The sequence below is a fragment of the Marinoscillum furvescens DSM 4134 genome, from assembly GCF_003386095.1.
In the GTDB taxonomy this organism is placed as follows: domain Bacteria; phylum Bacteroidota; class Bacteroidia; order Cytophagales; family Cyclobacteriaceae; genus Marinoscillum; species Marinoscillum furvescens.
Map to the genome: position 1 here is coordinate 204,821 of NZ_QREG01000006.1, position 19,793 is coordinate 224,613.

The following is a 19,793-nucleotide window of genomic DNA, read 5'->3' on the forward strand; positions in this document are numbered from 1 at the left end:
CAAACAATTAGCCCCCGTTATTGAATAGAAAATACCAATCAACGTCCAGGCACTACCGAAGCAGAAGCAAGCCCCTCACCTCTGGCACTGACCTGAATCGTACCCGGATCCGTCACCCGCACAATGGCCAATGCCCGGCCCAAACTCGTAGTAACTGATGATTTGTAGTGGTTCTCCACATTGTATTCGGAGCCATTGTCTACCGCTATCAGCTCACCTCCCGTTACTTCAAAGCTGACCGAACGTTCCACGTGCCTCACAGGCTGACCCGCCGCATCCATTAGCTGCACGGTAACAAAGGCGAGCTCTCCCTTTTCGTAGGTATTTTTGTTCTGATCCAAACTAATCACTGATGGTGAACCAGCGGTTGTAAGCGTATACTCCGACACCTGCTTGCCCGACGAATACCCGATAGCCTTGAGGGTACCAGACGCATAGGGCACCAACCATTTGATGATGTTGTCATCGGCAAAATCGGCAAGTGCTTGCTTGCCCAGGCTTCGCTCATTGAGGAAAAGCTCTACTTCTTCTGCATTGGTATAGACCTGCACAATCATGTCTTGATTTTCTTCAAAATTCCAGTGCTGCTCTACGTGCTGATACCACTCCCAGCGACGCAGCGCAGGCCAAATAGGGGCTTTTTTGAGTTGAAACTCAAACTGCCATCCCTTTTCTGGATCAAAAGAATATTCTGATTTACTAGCCGGGGTTACTACCATGTAGGTCTTTGGTGCCGGCACCCAAAGCGTCTCAAAAAAGTGCCCTCGTGGTGTTTTAAAGCCTGCATAATCGAAGAAAGCAATCTCCAGTCCTTTACGGGGCCAGGGCCCGGCCTCTCCCAGGTAGGCAAAGCCCGTCCAGGCAAACATACCCGCTACAAAATCCCGGCTATTGACAGCTTTCCATTCGGTGTAGTCACCCCAGTTTTCCGAACCAATGATTTTCATGTCCGGGTAGGTTTCATGCGCAGCATCATAGCTCATCTGGCGGTAGTTGAACCCAAGCACATCCACCGCATCAGCATAGCCGCTCACCGCCGCTACAGACGGGCGCACACTCCCACAGGTGATGGCACGGGTGGTATCCAGCTCTCGCACCCAGGCGGCCAGCTGCTGAGCTACTGTAGCCAGGGTGTCCTTGCCTTGTGTCACCTCATCAAATGCTGCTTTTACAGTTTCTGGATCAAAATTGGGTGCTTCGCCGTAAGCATTTATCCCCTGATTGACCTGGTGGTACGCTTTGCTGTAGTCAGGAAAAGTCCACTCTATCTCATTGCCAATGCTCCACATGATCACCGATGGGTGGTTGTAATCCCGACGGATGAGGTCTTTGAGGTCACGCTCAGCCCACTCATGAAAATATTCGCTGTAACCGGCAGCTAATTCACCTTTGGCGGCATTGTCGCCGATGTAGTTCAGGTTTTTGCCTTTGGGCACATGCCACTCGTCAAAAAACTCATCCATGACGAGCACTCCTAGCTCATCGCAGAGGTCAAGCAAATCCACCGAGTGCGGATTGTGTGACATTCGGATGGCATTTACACCGATGGACTGCAACTTACGCACGCGATACTCCCAGGCCGAGCGTGGTACTGCAGCACCCAATGCACCTGCATCATGGTGCAGGTTTACACCCTTGATCTTTACCTGCTTGCCATTGAGCAGAAAGCCCCGGTCGGCAGTAAACGCAATGTCTCGCACACCAAATCGAACAGCTTTTTCATCTACCAGCTCTTCTCCATTATAAACCTTCACCACAGCATCGTACAGGTGAGGACTTTCCAAATCCCAAAGTTTAGGGTTGTCAAGCTTGATAGTGGCATTTCCATCCTGGTCCAGCGCTTTACTGGCTACTTCTAATCCTTCATCGTTGAGAATCGTCACGTGGGCTGTGGTTTCAGGGCTCGCGCCGTTGAGCTGCACAGCGAGATTTACATTGGCACTGCTGCTGCTTACCTCAGAGGTGTTTACGCGAACGCCCCAGTGGGCCACGTGTGTAGGCTGAAGCTTTACGAGACGTACATCACGGTAAATCCCCGAACCAGTGTACCACCTGGTGTCAGCGTAAGCCGAGTGATCTACATTTACCACGATTTCGTTAGGCTCGTCTACATTCACATAAACGGTGAGATCATAAGCAAAACTGCTGTAGCCATTGGGTCTAAAACCCAGCAGCTGACCATTAATCCAAACCTGTGAGTTGCAATACACTCCATCAAACTCCAAACGAATGACTTTACCCGCATCTGCTGGCGCAGGTGTATATGTCTTTCGATACCACCCCACACCTCCGGGAACAAACCCCGTACTGGCAGCTGTATTTTCTTCCTTATACCCTTCACGTATACTCCAGTCGTGTGGCAGGTCCACCTGCTTCCATTCTACGGATGGATCCTGTGGGCTCTCTAAAGTGCCCAGGTAAAACTGCCAGTCCTGATTGAAATCGAGGGTTTCGCGTGTGTTTTGTGCTTGCTGGCACCTTACCAATGCCAGTACTGCGAAAAGGTAAATGAGTCGCTTCATGTGTGAAGGTTTTGATCAAAAAAAGTTAAAGTCTTTGCTAAATGCTCTTGCCAGTAGGGCCACTCATGACCACCAGCGAACTCTTCATAAGTGTGTGGTATTGCAGCCTGCTGTAGTTGTTGGTGCAAGGTGCGGTTGCCCGTGATGAGTTCGTCATCCACACCACAGTCAAACCGCAAGGCGGGTAGCCGATCACGATTAGCCGTTATCGAATCGATCACGTTTGGTGTATCACAATTGGCCGTGTACTCATCTAAAGGCTCCTCTACGAAAAACTTCATTTCATCGAGCACAGTAATGGAGCTATGACCGGAGATGGCTTTGAATTTTTCTGGAAAACGGCTACCCAGTGACAATGCGCCATAGCCTCCCATCGAAAGGCCGCCAATACAGAGCTCGGAGCTAGCATCTGCCTGAGGTATGTTTTCGCGTATAGCCAGCGGCACATCTTCTACAATCCATCGATCGAAATGCTTGCCCTGATGCCCAAAATAAGCAGACCCATCTCCCCATAGCCCGTCGGAAGGCATGGCCAGAATCATGGGCCGAATTTCTTCATCATGAATCATCCGCTGGGCAGTAAGATGCGCCTGCCCTTTCATGCCCCAAATCCACGCGCTTCCGTACACCCCATGCAGCAAAATGCAGATAGGAAGTCCTGTGGTACCTTCAGGCACCTCGGGCACAAACACACACAAATCCCCTCTTCCTGCCAGGTTGGGGGTTTTAATGGTCATAAAGCGCAAGCCATCGCGTTCGTTTTCCGGGTCGGATAGCTCTATGGTTCTAAAACTTGAGTTCATGACTTTGGATTAAAATACAACAACACCTTTGGCATTAACGCCGCTCAGCATATCATCAAACCCTTGCTGAAGGTCGTCCAATGAGTAAGTTCTGGTGATCATCTGGTCGAGCAGAAGTTCACCTTTGTGGTAGAGACTCATGAGCTTGGGAAAGTCCACCTGTGGTCGACATTTTCCGTAGAGCGGATTGATGTACAGCTTGTCCCACTCAAATAGCCGCATGTCTATGGTGATTTCTTCTTCTATGCCACTCACCTGCACCGCCGTACCGGCATTGCGCACCATCGCCAAAGGAGCTGCCCCCAAAGCGGGGATGGCCGTACATTCAAAGGCATAATCAGCTCCTCGCCCTCCGGTCATTGCTTTTACTTTTTCGGCTGCTGCCAAAAGGCCCTTATCTGCCTTATCTGCCAGCAACTTATGGGTTGCCCCAAACTGTGCCGCCAGGTCTAGTTTATTTTCATTAATGTCTATCGCGATGATTTTTGCCGCTCCTGAGATGCGTGCCGCCTGGATCACATTGAGCCCTACACCCCCACAGCCGAGCACTACCACTGAGCTACCTGCTGCCACTTTTGCACTGTTGACCACCGATCCGTAGCCAGTCATCACCCCACAGCTCACAATACTGGCTGCTGCATAATTCAGGTTTTCTGCAGACACCTTTACCACAGCAGAAGATTTTACTAAAGCAAATTCACTAAGGGTACCGAGATTAAAAGACCGCTCGATGGCTTTGCCTTGCCACTGCGTACCCTCCAGATGCGCATGACCAGGCGTATAGCCATTTCCCCCTGCTACCACAGGAGAATGATTTTCACAAATGTGCTGATTGCCTTCCTGACACTGAAAACACGTCATACACGGCGTGGCCCAGTTGAGAATCACCGCATCATCTACCTGCACTTCACTCACGTCAGCACCAACAGCTTCTACCACTCCGGCTCCTTCATGGCCTATGACGATCGGCTTGCCCCAGTTGAGCGAGTCATAATCGGTATGACAAAGTCCGGCAGCTTTCACACGTACCAGCACCTCATCGGGCTGTGGATCGTGCACCTGCACCGTATCTATCTGAAAGGCGCCATCTCCTGTGGCTATTGCTGACTTGGCTTGTATCATCGTATTTCTGTTTTTAGCATTTCGAGGATACACAAAGGTGCTAGCGTATGCTATTTGCGGCTTTTCCTATCTTGACAAAAGAGTATGCTATTCTGTACAATCTCTTTAATTAATATGTTATTCAATGCATTTAAATGATCCAAATACGGCTTAATCAAACATAATAGCATATAAAATCATCAAAATACAGGAAGAACTACCGTTCAAATTCGGCGTGATTTGTTGCTACATTTTATCACGTGGACTCTCAGCGATCTGCTGGTGTTCACCTAAATAAAAAGCACGATGAAGAAGAGCGAATTACCTGACCCATTTTCGGATGCCCGAAAGACCAAAGGCTGTGGCCAGATGCATGACCAGGGCGATGATGTAACCATGGTACTGGGTCTGAAAGACGTACGCAAGTGCGCGCACAACTGGAAGACGTTTCAATCGGGAGCAAAGCCGGGCCGCATCGTGGTACCCAACGAGGAATACATTCGCGAAACGCGCCAGATTCCGTTCGAGGTAGATCCACCAGCACATGGGGACTACAGAGCGCTGGTAGAGCCGTGGTTTAAGCGTCCGCTAGAAGTCGCCTATCAGGAAAAGCTTCAGCAGCTCGTAGGCCAATCCATTGACGAGGCACTAAGTGCTGGAGAGCTGGAGGTGGTCAGTGATTTTGCACTGAAGCTCCAATCCAGAGCGCTCACAGTCCTGCTCAACATTCCCCTGGAGGAATCCGAAACGTGGATCAAATGGGGCACACATGTATTTAGAAGTGAAGATAGTCCTGTAGATGGCGATAAAGCCAAAATCCTGTATGACTACATCGATGCGCAGATAGACCAAGCCCTGGCGTCTCCCGGTGAGGACCTTTACTCGGTGCTGCTATCCTCTGAGGTAAACGGGCAAAAGCTGACGCGCGAAGAGGTTAAAGGCGTCATGATCCTGACTTTCGCCGGAGGGCGTGATACAGTAATCAATGCCGTCACCAACACCATTGCCTACTTTGCAGAGCATCCGCAATCACTGGACCGTCTACGCCAGGAGCCAGAGCTCATTACCCGATCGGTGGAAGAGCTGATTCGCTATTTTTCACCACTCACCCACATGGGACGGGTAGTAACAGAAGACACACAAGTATGCGAACATGCTCAAAAGGTAGACTCCAGAATATCACTGGTGTGGGCATCGGCCAATCGAGACGAACGCATTTTTGAAAAGCCCAATGAAGTAGTGCTGGACCGTAAGGTAAACCCACACGTAGCCTTTGGCTTTAGCCACCACAACTGTCTGGGAGCTACACATGCCCGCACACTACTAAAAATTTTAATCAAGACGCTATCCGAACGCATCGGAAAGATGGAAATCACCGACCACCAGGACAACATAGAAGAATGGGGTGAATTTAAGCGCAAGGTGGGCTTTGATAGCCTGAAAGTAAAATTTGAAGAAACTAAAGGATAACAACCAATGGCAAAAATTACATTTATCACACAAACTGGTACCCAGATCACCGCAGAAGCATCTTCAGGCAACATCATGGAGCTGGCCAAAGAAAATAATGTGGAAGGCATAGACGGAGACTGTGGGGGCGTATGCTCCTGTGCTACCTGCCATGTGCACGTGGCCCCCGAGCATTTTGACAAAGTAGGTAAGGCCAGTGAAATAGAGGAAGACATGCTGGAGCTGGATGACAATGCCAATGAATACAGCCGACTGGGCTGTCAGATCGAAATCAGTGAAGACCTGAACGGCATAGTGCTGCAAGTAGCCAACTAGTATGGATACGAAAGCAATGACGTGTGTGATCATAGGCGCCAGCCACGGGGGTGTTAACTGTGCCTTTAATCTACGCAAAGAAGGTTGGGAAGGCGCTATCATCCTCTATGATGCGGACTCACACCTGCCCTACCACCGGCCGCCACTATCGAAGACTTTTTTGACTTCCGATGATGCCATAGAAAAGCATTCACTCAAAGCTGCAGAAAGCTATGATAAGGCCGGCATTGCCCTGAGGTTGGGTGAAAAAGTAGCTACAATAGACCGTGAAGCTAAAACAATTACCACTGCATCCGGCACTTCTCAACCTTATGACAAGTTGGTACTGGCTACGGGAGCACGGCCATTTGTCCCGCCTATCGCAGGACTTGCACAGGCCGCTAATGTACACGTACTGCGCACTGCTGAAGGTGTACTAGGCATACGCGAGGCGCTAAAAGCCAAACCCAGGCAGGCGGTGATCATCGGCGGTGGATATATCGGACTGGAAATTGCTGCCTCGCTGCGCAAACTCGGACTAGATGTGACTGTACTCGAGCGCGAAGCACGCCTCCTACCACGTGTAACTTCACCGGAAATGTCCACTTTCTTTGCTGAGCTGCATGCCGCCAATGGCACTACGATCGCCTGCTCAAAGAATGTCTCTAAAATAACTACTGATGCGGTGCACTGTGCTGATGGCAGCACCTATGCAGCCGATCTGATCATTGTTGGTGTGGGCATCCGCGTAAACACTGAACTGGCAACAGCCGCCGGCCTGAAAACCACCAACGGCATAGTGGTGAACGAACAGACCCAAACCAACGATCCTGACGTATACGCCCTGGGTGACTGCACGCTCCACCACAGCAAACACTACAACAGGCCTGTTCGATTAGAATCGGTCCAAAACGCAGTAGATCAAGCCAAGGTAACGGCTGCCTCAATATGCGGCAAAGAAGCTTGCTACGATAGCATCCCGTGGTTTTGGTCAGACCAGTATGATGCCAAGTTGCAAATGGTGGGTCTGTCGGAAGGTTATACACAAGTGATCCTCCGCGACGAACCCGGTGAAGGACTCAAAAAATCAGCGTGGTATTTTAAGGGTGACGAATTGCTCGCTGTAGATGCCGTAAACAATGCCAAGGCGTATGTGCTGGGCACCAAGTTCATCAAAGACCGCATCTCGGTCAACAAAGAAAATCTTGCCAATACCGAGCTTCCGCTCAAGCCGGGGAATTTGGTTTAATTCTGAGAATTTTGATAAACGGAATCCATTGCGTTGTGCATCGGTGAGATGATTTTTCTTATAGTCACCACCACTCCCTCCCTAACATAGCGCAACGGTTTGTTCAGGACCTCATAAGTGACGGTTAGTAGATTAACAGTTGGTTAACCAATTGAAAATCAATTTCTAACTAAAAATTAACACTTATGAAAACCAAGCTATTGTTACTACTCACTCTCGCATTTTCCGTCTGTCTCGACGGAAATTCCAGGCAGTATTTCAATAAGAATACAGATCTACTGCTTGCCAACTTTGACCTCAAACCGGATGAAGACGATGTACATGCTGCTGCCGCTCTCGCTTCTATGCTCATCCATCCGGACCTGGCTGGTGTAGATTACTATGCAGTGGCCGGAGCTTACGGCACACAAGGTGGTACGTTTATCACCACCGCTGTACCGGGCTATTACAACAACCTTTTTGGTCCTGAAAATCAAAAATGGACCAACGCAAATGCCAACTGGAGCGCCTCCGTAAACCGGGTACGCGACAAGGTAAAAGCTGTGTTAGATGGCGGAGGTAAAGTCTTCGTGCAGGAAGCAGGCCAGTCAGACTTTACCTATGACATGCTACAGGCTGTAATCAATGCGGGTGTGTCTCTTTCTACTGTGCAGTCCAAAGTGATTGTGGTGCAGCACAGCCAGTGGAATGAAGACAAAGCCACGCAATGGAAGCTCAACTGGGTAAAAAACAACACGGACTACAACAAAATTGCCGATGGCAATGGCAACAATGCCACACCGCAGTACAATACAGGCAACACCACATGGATGAATCAGGCCAAGTCGGCAAGCAATCCGAACGCCTCTGCAAGATCCTTTTGGACGCAGGCAGACAACATCTGCGACAACTGGAATGCATCATGGGAAAACCCAAACATCGCGGGAGGTGGTGTAGATTATTCGGACTGTGTAGAAAACTGGTGGATTTTCAACATTGGCACAGATGCCGACAACATCTCCAAGTTTTGGAATCGATACGTAGTGAACACACCTTCTGGAGGTGGAGCTGAAACCGTGAGCTGTAGCTCGCTTCCTTCTTCCATTCAGTCGTCCACTTCTATCACGGTAAGTGTTCCCTACTCCGCAAATCAGTCACGTGATGTGGTGGTAGAGTTTTGGGACAACAACTGGATTGCTAGTGGCAAAACAACAGTGAGTGCCGGATCTGGCACGGCCTCTGTCACCATCAACCTCCCATCAGCACCAGCTGCAGGGTCCAATTACATCTTTAAAGTAAGCATCCGTCCGGTTGGTGGCAACTGGACTACCAACATTGATTTCTGCCAGAAAAACAATGTGACAGTGACTACTGGTGGCAGTGGCCAATCTCCTTATGGTGGCTCTGCATGGACCATTCCTGGTCGAGTAGAAGCTCAAGATTACGATCTTGGTGGAGAAGGTGTAGCCTATCACGACACAGACGCTTCTAACAACGGCGGAGCCTACAGAACCGATGGAGTAGATATCGAAACAACTGGAGATACCAATGGCGCATACAATGTGGGCTGGATGCAGCCTGGTGAGTGGCTGGAATACACCGTAAATGTCAACACCACACAAAGCTATCACTTCTATGCTCGCGTAGCCTCTATCAATGGCAACGGGCAATTTAGAATTCTAGTGGATGGTAGCGATGTGTCCGGCACACTCAATGTAAACAACACAGGTGGCTGGCAAAGCTACTACACCATCACAGTACCTAATGTAACGATGAGTTCGGGCCAACATGTGGTAAGAATTGAGGTGATTTCCTCAGGACTCAACCTCAACTTCTGGTCGGCATGGAAGTCGCCTGGTGCCCGATTTGATAACACCACAATCACCGAAGCACCTACATTTGAAGCCAATGCTTTCCCTAACCCTCTTCCTCCAAACCAGCTACTCAACGTGGACCTCACATTGACCGAAAAAGCAGATTTAAAAATGGAATTGGTGGCCATGGATGGACGTGTGGTTTTTGCTGATCAGGTGAGCGATCTTCAGCAGGGGCAGCAGCTCATCAAGCTGGACCCGAGAGCTCAGGCACTGAAGCCAGGCCTCTACCTACTGCGTGTAAGTGCAGGCGAATACAATAAGCAGATTCGCATCAAGCTTTAAATCCGAATTGGTCAGTAAAGTTTTGTGTGAGGCTAGACTATTGACCATTCAGGACTAAATAAGCCTATCATCATAACAGGACTGTTTCGTGCACATGCTCAGAGGCAGTCCTGTTTAAACGGTTCTGAGTTGATCGAAATAGGGCATTTCTAGTTTTAGACAAGGTATATGACTACACTATATTGCTATTACTTAATATCGAAATAGTTGCGAATCATTAATAGGTTATGCTCATCAAACTCATGTATATCGAGCAGTTCAACCGCTTTTTTTCGATAGCTTGAATCCCCAGTAATCAAATAAGCTCTCCTAAGGTAATCGATAGACAGCAGGGGTTTTGCATCAAGGTTTTCCGCCATGATCCCATAATACTCCGCCTGTTCAAAAGTTTGATTTAGAAAGTTCTCTAATGCCGTTTGAAAATTGGGCGAATGTTTAATGTATTCTGTTCTAACGAAATCAGAAGGAACTTTGAACCCCTTTGTCTTTACAACCAGGGTCTCCTTACCCAGTGCATTCATTAGTCCTATCTCATAATAAATATTTGCAATGGTTGTTTGCTCCATTGTTTCAGAGACCACAGCTATGCCTAAAGGAACGGATAAGGCCAGTTTCCAAATTTTAGTATGAAAATCTCTTCCAGTGATCAATGAATTGGCATCCTTCGAATCAATATTTCTGGATGTCAAAATCTGAGCTATCTCCGCAAGAATTTGAGTAAGTTCCTCAGATCGCTTTCCTCCTAACTGTGTCATAATGAACGCTGTTCTTGGATTATATCTAATCCACTGAGTTAGAACGTCATTATCAGTCGGGTTGTAATAGATCATTAACTACGCTTACGAGCAACTGCAACTCCTTTAAATGGGCCTTCGGATTTTTTATGAGCCACAATTCTTCCCTTCTCGCGATCTATCTTGACGTACTTCCCAGTCTTGGGATTTTTGACTTGTACAATTCGTTTCTTCTCGCTCATAGTATTAACAAAATAATTTATATCTATTCAATTAACAAAGTGAGTCTGAAAATAGTGTTGATCTAATTGAAATTATTCAATTCAGCCATGCCTTTATTTCCTGGTATTTGTTGATTGTAAGCCAGTTGTCGCCGAAACTGGGTTGGGGTTAAAGAAATCATACTGAACGTCAAAGAAACAGGGTCAGACGTTGAAAAAGTAAGGTCGGAGGTCGGAGAAACAGCCCTGGACTCTTAAGAAAAAGGAGCGACGATCCATGCACTGACCACATCTATCAACGAAATCAGACCCAGGATTCTATTCATCATCTTTAACATTCCATCCTACCACTTACCTCCAAACGAAAACGGGGCCGCCCCGGAAGCATAAGCTTCAGGAAACACCCCCGTTTATTCAACCAACCTAACTAAAATGTTAATCTTCGTGAGCTGCTACTGCACCTCCTATGTCGTTTTCGGTATAGCCGTTTACTTTCACTCTAAAGGCATGCGCATAATCTGTAGGCATGTCTTGCAGGCCGCTGATCACCAGCCCACGCTCGTCACGTGTCCAGGAGATGGACTCATCACTGCCTAGCAAACTGATTTGTTTGATCTCTGAGTTGAAAACACCGAGCTCCGTACTGAGTGACTTCACTACCAAATCTCCTTCAGGTTTATCCATGACGATGATGTAAAACTCCGTATCAGATTTTTTGGTAAATCGGATGTCCTTATTGGTGTAGGCTATTTTGATTTTTTCGATTTTATGGCCTCCTTCAGGCAGTCTGGTAGGGCCTTCGCCAAAAATGGTCCACGGTCTGGTTCCATATATGGCATCTCCATTCACAGCTAGCCAATCTCCCATATTGATGAGCAAATCTTGCATTTCCTGTGGTATGGTGCCGTCTGGATTAGGAGGCACATTGAGTAGCATCAATCCATTTTTCGCTACAATATCCACCAATATATCGATCAGCTCATTCGGAGTTTTGAACTGAGCATGTGGTCGGTAAAACCAGGCTCCCGGCGAAGTATCCGTAAGCCACACCTGATCTTTTGGCTGATTAGGTCTGCCGCGCTCATAATCCTTTACGGCAAGCGGCTCAGGAAACGTGCTTTCCTTGTAGCTCACCACCACATCTTTGCCCCATTCCAGGCCTTTGTTGTAGTAATAGGCTAGGAACTTTTGTCGACACTCTTCGGTCATTTCTTCCAGCCACCAGTCAAACCATATCAGGTCTGGTTCATACACGTCGATGTATTCTTTGAGTTTGGCCCACCATTCGTTGTAAAAGCGCTCCGAAGGAGTATCATCGTCCAGACCGTGCGGATCGGTGTAGAGGTCATAGTCCTCAGGGTCTACCCCTCCGTAAGCATGTGCTGTCCCGAAGTATTTCCAGGTAAACGCATGATGAAAAGAGGCCATAAACTTCATGTCTCGTGCCTCAATTTCTTTTTTTAGCTCAGCCGAAGGATCGATACCGCCGTAGTTCATGGAGTTCCAGCGGGTGGCTTTGCTGTCCCACATGGCAAAGTTGTCGTGGTGCATGGCCACCGGACCAGCGAATCGAGCTCCTGATTTGGCAAAAAGCTCCGCCCAGGCCTTAGCATCAAAGCCTGAGGGATCAAACTGCTCAATGATGTGTTTGTATCCGTATTTAGCAGGATCGCCATATTTCTTCTTATGATGAATGTAATTGGTTGTAGGCTTTCCTTTTTTGGACGGGTCCAACTTGCCATTGTCATACATTTTCATGCCATGCCAGCCAGCGAGCCAGGTACCTTTTTCCGCTCCTTCGAACGCCGAAGACACAGGTCCCCAGTGCGCATAAATCCCAAACTTGGCATCCTGAAACCACACCGGTGCAGGGTTTACTTTACCAAGTGACTCCCAACTTGGCTTGTACTTTTCGACTTGCTGTCCGTAGGTGGTAATACTCATCGCAAGCAGCACACCCCACATCATCAGCCTCATGTTCATTTTCATATTAAGAGGTTCTTATTCGTAGATCACTATCACTAAGTTTTGGCACCGCATACTCGGACCAAAACTTGCCTGTAACAATGATAAAAACGCTCTTAACTCATGGTGTACAACAAACAGTTATAATAGTAGGGCGAAAAATATACCCCCCTTATGGATCAGTGTTTGCCCCTTAATCTTACACTATTTGCCTTCGATCCCTCATAATCTCGAATCTTAGAACTAGTAAAAAAATACCTGATCGGTTACGACGAGACTCTGCTTACCCGCATGCTGATGCCAGCCAGGCAATGCCGAATAAGGTGCTGCTTCCAATTTATAGTATCGGTAGTCGGTTTTGGGAAGTTTAATTTTTTCCACCTTCAACCCGTATTTCATTTCCCTGGTAAAAGGGACTTCCTGATCAAGTATGAGTGCCATGCTATCAGGTTGATTTCCTCCCCAAACTTTCACCCGTTTTGGGGGAGCAAATCGTCGCCAGTCTATTTGCGCATAGCTCAACCCTATCTCATGAATAACAGAAGGCTTTTCTCCAAAATCAAACAATGCCTCCAATGGCTCTCCTACAAAAGCCAGCCAGGCTATAGGTGAGAGATTTTGCTGTCCTTTTACATCATCTATCAGACTGGCTCCATCTATAGCGCTAAATGTCCGGTATGGTTTAGTTTGCAATTGGGCAGAAACAGGGGTTTTCCCCTTGGGATACAGCTGGAAGGATTTTACCGTACTGGGCTGCCACCCTTCTTTATATGCTATGGTGCGTATGGTCACTACACTATCAAAATAAAAAGGCTGTTCCGCATTAAAAAGCTGGGAGCTGGAATCAGGCTCAGACTGGTCCAGAGTATAGCGAATGTCCACGTCACCCAACTGATGCGTTAGCACTACAGGATCATCTGAGCCAATAATCATTTTGCCGCTTGCCAGCTCAGGAGGGGTAAGCGGTAGCAGATCTTCCTCTGAAGGTTGAAACCCTTGCTCTATTTGCAGAGCTGGGAAGCGCACTTGCAAGGCCTCTATGTGGCTGGAAGTAAGTGACGTATTCCAAAGATAGATGCGCTGCAGTGCCGGAAGCAAGTCCAGCACGTCAGCTATGCCTTCATCCACGGAAGTCCCCGAAAGGGAAAGTGCTTTGAGTTTGGAGCATTTTTGTAAGCCTTTCAAATCTTCATTGCTCACGGCAGTGAAGTTGAGGTTGAGCTTTTCCAAATTGGTGAAGCCAGCTATCACTTTCAAATCCTCCGTATTGACAGGCAAATAAGATAGGTTGAGCTGTACGATCTGCTCACGCACTGCGCTCAGTTCTGCAATAGACTTGCGGTCAAAAGCTGCACTTCCAAAGATCGAAGCTACGATGGCTGGGGAATTAGGAGCTATATTTTCTACTTTCCTGTAAGGGCCATTGAGTTCACGAATGACCTTACTATTTGCTGCCTCAAAATCGTAAGAATCGGCTCCAGTTTCTAAATGCTCTACTACATAGGGCATCAGTTTTGAGTTTTTGTCTACTTCGCTTAGTCGCATAGTGGTATTTGCTCCTGCCGCCAGCCAATCTTTTAGCAGCTGCACCTCTGAGTCGGTGAGTTGAGGTTTTCCTTCCGGAGGCATGTGCTCTTTGTGGTCCATTGGCAGCATAGCCCTATGTATGAGCGCACTCTCTTCTATGTTTCCTTTTTGCCATAGGGGACCATTTTCACCACCCTTTAGCAAGGCCTCCAGACTTGAGACATCCAATCCGCCTTTATGCTTCTGAGCATTGTGACAGCTTTGGCATTTGCTTTCCAAAATAGGATGAATCATTGCTGCAAAGACGGTAGTATCCCTGTATGCAGTAGGTTCTGTTTGCCTGATAGGCTCAAATACGAAATCCACCCCATGGGTAAGGCTCGCTCCGAAGTGTCCGGCTACAATAACCAGGAGTACGTTGGTAAACAAGACCGATTTGTACACCAATAAAGCCTTGTCGGCCACCAGCATGACATAGCTTAGGTAAGCGACAAATACCCCGGTCCATTTGTGCCAGAACATGACCTCAGAGTCATAGCCCTCCCGATATAAAAAATAGCCCATCAGCACCGCTACAGTAGCCGAAAATGTCATGAGCAGGAGCATAAACTCACGTACCAGCAGGTAAGAGGCACGTTCGAGGTATGAGCTAAAAACCTCCAAAAGGGCCAGCAAAACGACAATAGCTATGGGAAAGTGAAGCACGAGTGGGTGCAAACGTCCTACAGGCTGTAGCCAAACAGGGATCTCCACTTTGTGATCAAAAAACAGCAAAAAAGTAAGCAGTGCCAGCATGCAAAACACCACCGTAGCAATGGAATTTCTCAGGTTTCTCATGGGTTAAGCAATGATATCGTTGACTACATGACCATGTACATCAGTAAGCCGAAAACGTCTACCCAGGTACTTATAAGTCAACTTTTCGTGATCAAGGCCCATCAAATGCAAGATGGTAGCCTGCAGATCGTGCACGTGCACCGGGTCTTTCACGATGTTGTACCCGAACTCATCCGTTTCGCCATGGGTAATACCTCCTTTCACCCCTCCACCGGCCATCCATATGCTATAGCACCTTGGATGGTGATCTCTTCCATAGTTACCATCAGTAAGTTTTCCCTGGCAATAGTTGGTTCGTCCAAACTCTCCACCCCAGATTATGAGGGTTTCGTCCAGCAAACCACGCTGTTTGAGGTCTTGCACCAGTGCTGCTGAAGCCCTGTCTACGTCTTTGGCCTGTTGTGGCATCTCCCCTACCAGATTGTTGTGCTGGTCCCACCCTTGATGGTAAAGCTGTACAAATCGAACGCCCGATTCGGACAGCTTCCTGGCCAGAAGGCAATTGGAAGCATAAGTACCTGGCGTAAGGCAGTCTGCACCGTACATTTTGATGATGTGGTCAGGCTCTTTAGACAGGTCGGTCACTTCAGGCACTGCGGTCTGCATGCGATAGGCCATCTCATACTGCTTGATCTTGGCATGAATTTCCGGATCGCCAAACTCTTCGTAACCCTGAGCATTGAGTGCTTCCAGGTGATCCAGCATCTTTCGTCGGTTTTTCATATCTATGCCATCGGGGTTATTGAGGTACAGTATAGGGTCTTCGCTTGCGCTAAACTGCACGCCTTGATGAATGCTCTCCAAAAACCCATTGGACCACAGCTTGGAGTACACTCCCTGCCCGTTGCCTTTGCCACGTGAGAGTAGCACACAAAATGCCGGTAGGTTTTGGTTTTCGCTTCCCAGTCCATAGCTCATCCAGGCACCCATACTGGGACGATTGCCCTGCTGAGCTCCCGTTTGGATAAACGTAAGTGCCGGATCATGATTGATCGCTTCGGTATGCATGCTCTTGATCACACAGATGTCATCGGTGATTTTGGCAATGTTTGGAAAAAGTTCACTGACCCACGTACCCGACTGCCCATATTGCCTAAACGCGAATTTTGAACCTACCAATGGAAATTTGCTCTGACCGGAGGTCATGCCTGTGAGGCGCTGACCGTCCCTTACCGACTCTGGTAAGTCCTGACCATGCATTTTGTGGAGCAGTGGTTTGTAGTCAAAACTCTCCAATTGGGACGGAGCACCATTTTGCACCAGCATAATGATGCGCTTAGCTTTCGGTGCAAAGTGCCTTATCCCAGCCTGTAGTTTTTCGGCCTGAGAAGATGTCCCACTAAACATATCTGGAACCAGTAATGACCCCAGGGCAGCACTCCCTAATCCCAGAGCAGCTTTACCCAAAAAATGACGCCTATTGATGTTAAATCTATTTTCTAAGAATTCCTTATCCATAGCAACTAGCTTTTGGTGATGGTTTCTTCCATGTTGTAAATCGTATGAATTACCTGCATCAGCGCAGCCACTGCTGTAGCATTGAGCTCTTTTGATTTAGGGTATTCACCCACACTTATGAAGGCTTTGGCCTCCTCTTGATTTTCATGAAAATGCAACTGCAAATCCTTCAAATAGCCCATAAGTATGGCATGCTCCTCATTTTTGGGGTACCTGCACACGATCCTTCTAAATGCAGTGACCACTTTTTCTTCATCATCCGTTTCGGTGGATACTAAACGCTCCGCCAACACTCGCGCTCCTTCCAGGATGGTGGGGTCATTGAGGATGACCAGTGCTTGCAGCGGAGTGCTGGTGGTAAGTCTGCGCACCTCGCACTGGTCTCTACTGGAGGCGTCAAAGGTGAGCATCACAGGCGGTGGCACGGTGCGCTTGATAAAGGTATAAATCCCCCTGCGGTAAAGATCTTCTCCATGGTCCTGGATGTACTCCTGAAGCATCCCTCTACCCGAAGTAGCGGCAGACCAGAGCCCATCAGGCTGATAAGGCTTTACACTAGGGCCTCCAACCTCTGAGTTGAGTAATCCACTGGAAGCCAGCACCATGTCTCGAATTAGCTCAGCCGGAAGACGAGATCGGGAATAGCGAGCCAGATACGTGTTTTCAGGGTCCAGACGCAGTTTCTTTTCGGTCACTTCACCAGACTGCCGGTACGTAGCAGATGTCACGATTTGTTTGACCAGCCGTTTGATGTCCCAGTCTTTCTGGAAGTCCAGTGCCAACCAATCCAACAGCTCCGGGTGGGTAGGAAGGTCACCCTGCATCCCAAAGTCTCCTGCGGTCTTGACGATTCCTATGCCAAATATTTCCTGCCAGATTCGGTTTACAAATACACGTGAGGTCAGTGGGTGCTCAGTGCTCAGCAGCCACTCTGCAAGTCCCTTTCGGTTTTGGGCAAAGCGCGTAGTATCGAAAGGCATCACAGCTTTTGGCATACTCTCGTAGACCACTTCTGCTTTGGCGTCATAGTTGCCACGAGTAAGTACGTGTGTGGTGCGTAGCCCCACAGAGTCTTTCATCACCATGACATCCAAACGGTCATCATCCTTTTTGTTGATAAAACTCAGCACATCTTCGAGGTACTCATCGGTGATGCGCATGTTTGGCGGATCAGCAAAAGAAGCATCGAAAGTTCCGAAAATACCTTTCTCAGGCACTTTATCGAAAAATGCGAAAGTACTGAAGTAGTCTTTTTGCGAAATGGGATCATACTTATGATCATGACACTTGGCACATTCGAACGTTAGTCCCAGAAAAGCCTTTCCAAAGGTATTGGTACGGTCTGTGACATATTCGATACGATACTCTTCATCAATCACACCTCCTTCTTGTGTGATCTTATGGTTGCGATTGAAACCTGTAGCGAGTATTGCTTCTACATTGTGTTCTGGCAACAGATCTCCTGCCAGCTGCCAGGTGAGAAACTGGTCATAAGGATAATTTTCGTTGAACGCATGAATGACCCAATCACGCCAGGGCCACATGGTGCGTAGCCCATCGTCCTGATAGCCATGAGAGTCTGCATAGCGGGCCACATCCAGCCAGTGGATGGCTATCTTTTCACCATAATGCTTGCTGGTGAGTAGCTCATCCACCACTTTGGCGTAAGCCTCATCTGAATCATCACTCATGAATCGCTCTTGCAGCTCCAAAGAAGGAGGAAGCCCTGTAAGGTCAAATGCTACACGTCTCAGTAGCCGCGCTTTGTCTGCCTGCTCATTTGGCTCCAGCCCCATGCTTTCCATTTGCTTGAGCACAAAAAAATCGATCGCATTGACCGGCCAGCTTTCCTGCTTTACTTCAGGTAGCGGCTGTGGCTTAGGAGGCACAAAAGCCCAGTGCTTTTTATACTCCGCCCCCTGGGCTATCCACTTTTCAATGATTTGTATTTCACGCTCGGTAAGCTTCAAGTTGGACGCTGCAGGAGGCATCAGCATGGTGGCATCTTCAGCGGTAATCCGCTGGTACACTGCCGAGCTCGCTGGATCTCCCGGCACGATGGCGTGTACATTAGGCTGATCTTTGAGCGCAGCATAGGCGCCTTCTTTGGTATCCAGACGCAGGCCAGATTCTCGCTTGTTAGCATCGGGACCATGGCAGACAAAGCACTTATCAGACAGAATGGGACGTACATGAATATTGTAATCCAACACTTCGGGTAGCTCTCCCAGGCCTGCTTCAGAAGTGAACCCCTGATCGCAAGAGGTGAAATACAGTCCGCTTACCAGTGTACATAGCGCTAGTAACTGTCTGCTCATACTCTTTCCAGTTTTATCGGGTAAGACTTCCCTGCGTTCCACTGGCAGATGTAGAGGTTTTTATCATCGTCCACACATACATCATGGCAATGCTTAAATATCGGCTTGTCCTGAAGCATGAGCTGGAGTTCATTCTTCCGGTACTTCGGACGCGTGCCTCCAGGATTGGAAACTACTTTACCTTCTTTGTCTAAAATGGTCACAAAACCAGAATTTGGCGTTTGATTGAGGTACCTGAGTCGCGACCAGCAGACCCCTGCATACAGCGTGTCGTCATCGATGACTGGTCTGCATACGTAAGCTCCAGGTAAGAAAATAGTGGACAAGTACTCGCCATCCAGGGTGAATCTCTTGAAGGCGTTGTGCCCCCGAGAAGTACAGAGCAGCGTGGGCCCTGTAGCATCGCGGTAGTCTACTGTGACGCCATGCACGGTGCTAAACTGGCTGTCGCCATCGCCTTTCCCTCCAAACTTACGGATAAATTCGCCTGTACTGCTAAACTGCAGCACCCACTGCGAACCATAGCCATCTGCCACATAGACTTCCCCATTGGGCCCTACAGCCGTTTCAGTGGGTTTGTAGGCATCGTCTTTTTCATACACGCCAATGGTACGTGGATCTGGAAGTCTGAGCACTTCCCGGCCATCCAGGGTCATCTTCACCACCGAAGGGTTTTCCCAGTGTGGATCACATATCCAGAGAAAATCTTCTTCGCCTTCCTGTGCCAGCGTGAGACCATGACCACTTTTAAAAGTGGTACCCCATGAATCCAATAGTTTCCCAGACTTATCGTAAACGATAACATTGTTGTGTGTGTCATCGGTAATCATGTAGAGCTTGCCATTTCTGGCCTGCACCATTTCGTGGCAGTTGTTTACCGGAGTAGTGGCTGGATTGAGGTTTCCCCATGCCTGGTGTACGCGATACTTGAAAGCTCCATGACCAATAAGTTCATCTCCGAGCACTGGCCTGGAGATGATATTGAAACTAAAAGAAGGAATACTAGCAGCGGCAGCCACTACTGCTCCCTGCTTTAAAAAATTTCGTCTTGAATTGTAACTTGAAGATGTGCTCATATTTGAACTTGTTCTGCACATCAAATTACGGTAATGACCACCCTGAATCAGATGGATTTATTGTTCATAGTGTTGGACTT

At 48.2% G+C, this 19,793-nt stretch carries 13 protein-coding genes; 4 read left to right on the top strand and 9 right to left on the bottom strand.

What is annotated here, in order from left to right; translation table 11 throughout:
* Positions 1–38 precede the first annotated feature (38 nt).
* From C7460_RS08790 to C7460_RS08800, 3 genes are read right to left on the bottom strand one after another with little or no spacing between them, the layout of a single operon-like run.
* Positions 39–2,522, bottom strand: coding sequence for a glycoside hydrolase family 2 TIM barrel-domain containing protein (locus C7460_RS08790; RefSeq protein WP_115867718.1), 2,484 nt, complete (start codon positions 2,520–2,522; stop codon positions 39–41).
* Complete coding sequence (locus C7460_RS08795; protein WP_115867719.1) at positions 2,519–3,325, bottom strand: alpha/beta hydrolase; 807 nt, start codon at positions 3,323–3,325, stop codon at positions 2,519–2,521. The genes C7460_RS08790 and C7460_RS08795 overlap by 4 nt, the downstream gene beginning before the upstream one ends.
* Positions 3,326–3,334: 9 nt before the next feature.
* Positions 3,335–4,447: an alcohol dehydrogenase catalytic domain-containing protein gene (locus C7460_RS08800; RefSeq protein ID WP_115867720.1), complete on the bottom strand. Its 1,113-nt coding sequence runs from the start codon at positions 4,445–4,447 to the stop codon at positions 3,335–3,337.
* Positions 4,448–4,732: 285 nt separating this feature from the next.
* On the opposite strand from C7460_RS08800, the gene C7460_RS08805 reads away from it, so the two are divergent.
* The 4 genes from C7460_RS08805 (at position 4,733) to C7460_RS08820 (ending at position 9,577) form a co-directional block, all read left to right on the top strand.
* The gene (locus C7460_RS08805; protein ID WP_115867721.1) at positions 4,733–5,896 is read left to right on the top strand and encodes a cytochrome P450; all 1,164 of its coding nucleotides are present in this window, start codon (positions 4,733–4,735) and stop codon (positions 5,894–5,896) included.
* A 6-nt stretch (positions 5,897–5,902) separates the two neighbouring features.
* Positions 5,903–6,211, top strand: a complete 309-nt coding sequence (locus C7460_RS08810; RefSeq protein ID WP_115867722.1) for a 2Fe-2S iron-sulfur cluster-binding protein — start codon at positions 5,903–5,905, stop codon at positions 6,209–6,211.
* Position 6,212: 1 nt separating this feature from the next.
* Positions 6,213–7,439: an NAD(P)/FAD-dependent oxidoreductase gene (locus C7460_RS08815; protein WP_115867723.1), complete on the top strand. Its 1,227-nt coding sequence runs from the start codon at positions 6,213–6,215 to the stop codon at positions 7,437–7,439.
* A gap of 185 nt (positions 7,440–7,624) precedes the next feature.
* Positions 7,625–9,577, top strand: a complete 1,953-nt coding sequence (locus C7460_RS08820; protein WP_115867724.1) for a carbohydrate-binding protein — start codon at positions 7,625–7,627, stop codon at positions 9,575–9,577.
* A gap of 188 nt (positions 9,578–9,765) precedes the next feature.
* Here C7460_RS08820 and C7460_RS08825 read toward each other — a convergent pair whose 3' ends face one another.
* The 6 genes from C7460_RS08825 to C7460_RS08850 all read right to left on the bottom strand — a co-directional run bounded on the left by C7460_RS08825 (position 9,766) and on the right by C7460_RS08850 (position 19,713).
* Positions 9,766–10,332 (bottom strand): hypothetical protein, encoded by a 567-nt coding sequence (locus C7460_RS08825; RefSeq protein ID WP_147302895.1) that lies wholly within the window; start codon positions 10,330–10,332, stop codon positions 9,766–9,768.
* 635 nt (positions 10,333–10,967) lie between these two features.
* On the bottom strand, positions 10,968–12,521 hold the full coding sequence (locus C7460_RS08830) for an alpha-L-fucosidase (protein WP_221409488.1): 1,554 nt from the start codon (positions 12,519–12,521) through the stop codon (positions 10,968–10,970).
* 219 nt (positions 12,522–12,740) lie between these two features.
* Entirely contained in the window at positions 12,741–14,861 is a 2,121-nt protein-coding gene (locus C7460_RS08835) for a c-type cytochrome domain-containing protein (RefSeq protein WP_115867726.1), read from the bottom strand.
* Positions 14,862–14,864: 3 nt separating this feature from the next.
* On the bottom strand, positions 14,865–16,319 hold the full coding sequence (locus C7460_RS08840; RefSeq protein ID WP_115867727.1) for a DUF1501 domain-containing protein: 1,455 nt from the start codon (positions 16,317–16,319) through the stop codon (positions 14,865–14,867).
* 5 nt (positions 16,320–16,324) lie between these two features.
* A complete protein-coding gene (locus tag C7460_RS08845) occupies positions 16,325–18,637 on the bottom strand; it encodes a PSD1 and planctomycete cytochrome C domain-containing protein (protein ID WP_115867728.1) in 2,313 nt (770 codons plus the stop codon).
* Entirely contained in the window at positions 18,634–19,713 is a 1,080-nt protein-coding gene (locus tag C7460_RS08850; RefSeq protein ID WP_115867729.1) for a 6-bladed beta-propeller, read from the bottom strand. The genes C7460_RS08845 and C7460_RS08850 overlap by 4 nt, the downstream gene beginning before the upstream one ends.
* Positions 19,714–19,793: the final 80 nt, after the last annotated feature.

Bases quoted from the DNA above. Each gene is read 5' to 3' on its own strand.
- C7460_RS08790 (WP_115867718.1), bottom strand. From the start codon at position 2,522: ATGAAGCGACTCATTTACCTTTTCGCAGTACTGGCATTGGTAAGGTGC.
- C7460_RS08795 (WP_115867719.1), bottom strand. From the start codon at position 3,325: ATGAACTCAAGTTTTAGAACCATAGAGCTATCCGACCCGGAAAACGAA.
- C7460_RS08800 (WP_115867720.1), bottom strand. From the start codon at position 4,447: ATGATACAAGCCAAGTCAGCAATAGCCACAGGAGATGGCGCCTTTCAG.
- C7460_RS08805 (WP_115867721.1), top strand. From the start codon at position 4,733: ATGAAGAAGAGCGAATTACCTGACCCATTTTCGGATGCCCGAAAGACC.
- C7460_RS08810 (WP_115867722.1), top strand. From the start codon at position 5,903: ATGGCAAAAATTACATTTATCACACAAACTGGTACCCAGATCACCGCA.
- C7460_RS08815 (WP_115867723.1), top strand. From the start codon at position 6,213: ATGGATACGAAAGCAATGACGTGTGTGATCATAGGCGCCAGCCACGGG.
- C7460_RS08820 (WP_115867724.1), top strand. From the start codon at position 7,625: ATGAAAACCAAGCTATTGTTACTACTCACTCTCGCATTTTCCGTCTGT.
- C7460_RS08825 (WP_147302895.1), bottom strand. From the start codon at position 10,332: ATGACACAGTTAGGAGGAAAGCGATCTGAGGAACTTACTCAAATTCTT.
- C7460_RS08830 (WP_221409488.1), bottom strand. From the start codon at position 12,521: ATGAAAATGAACATGAGGCTGATGATGTGGGGTGTGCTGCTTGCGATG.
- C7460_RS08835 (WP_115867726.1), bottom strand. From the start codon at position 14,861: ATGAGAAACCTGAGAAATTCCATTGCTACGGTGGTGTTTTGCATGCTG.
- C7460_RS08840 (WP_115867727.1), bottom strand. From the start codon at position 16,319: ATGGATAAGGAATTCTTAGAAAATAGATTTAACATCAATAGGCGTCAT.
- C7460_RS08845 (WP_115867728.1), bottom strand. From the start codon at position 18,637: ATGAGCAGACAGTTACTAGCGCTATGTACACTGGTAAGCGGACTGTAT.
- C7460_RS08850 (WP_115867729.1), bottom strand. From the start codon at position 19,713: ATGAGCACATCTTCAAGTTACAATTCAAGACGAAATTTTTTAAAGCAG.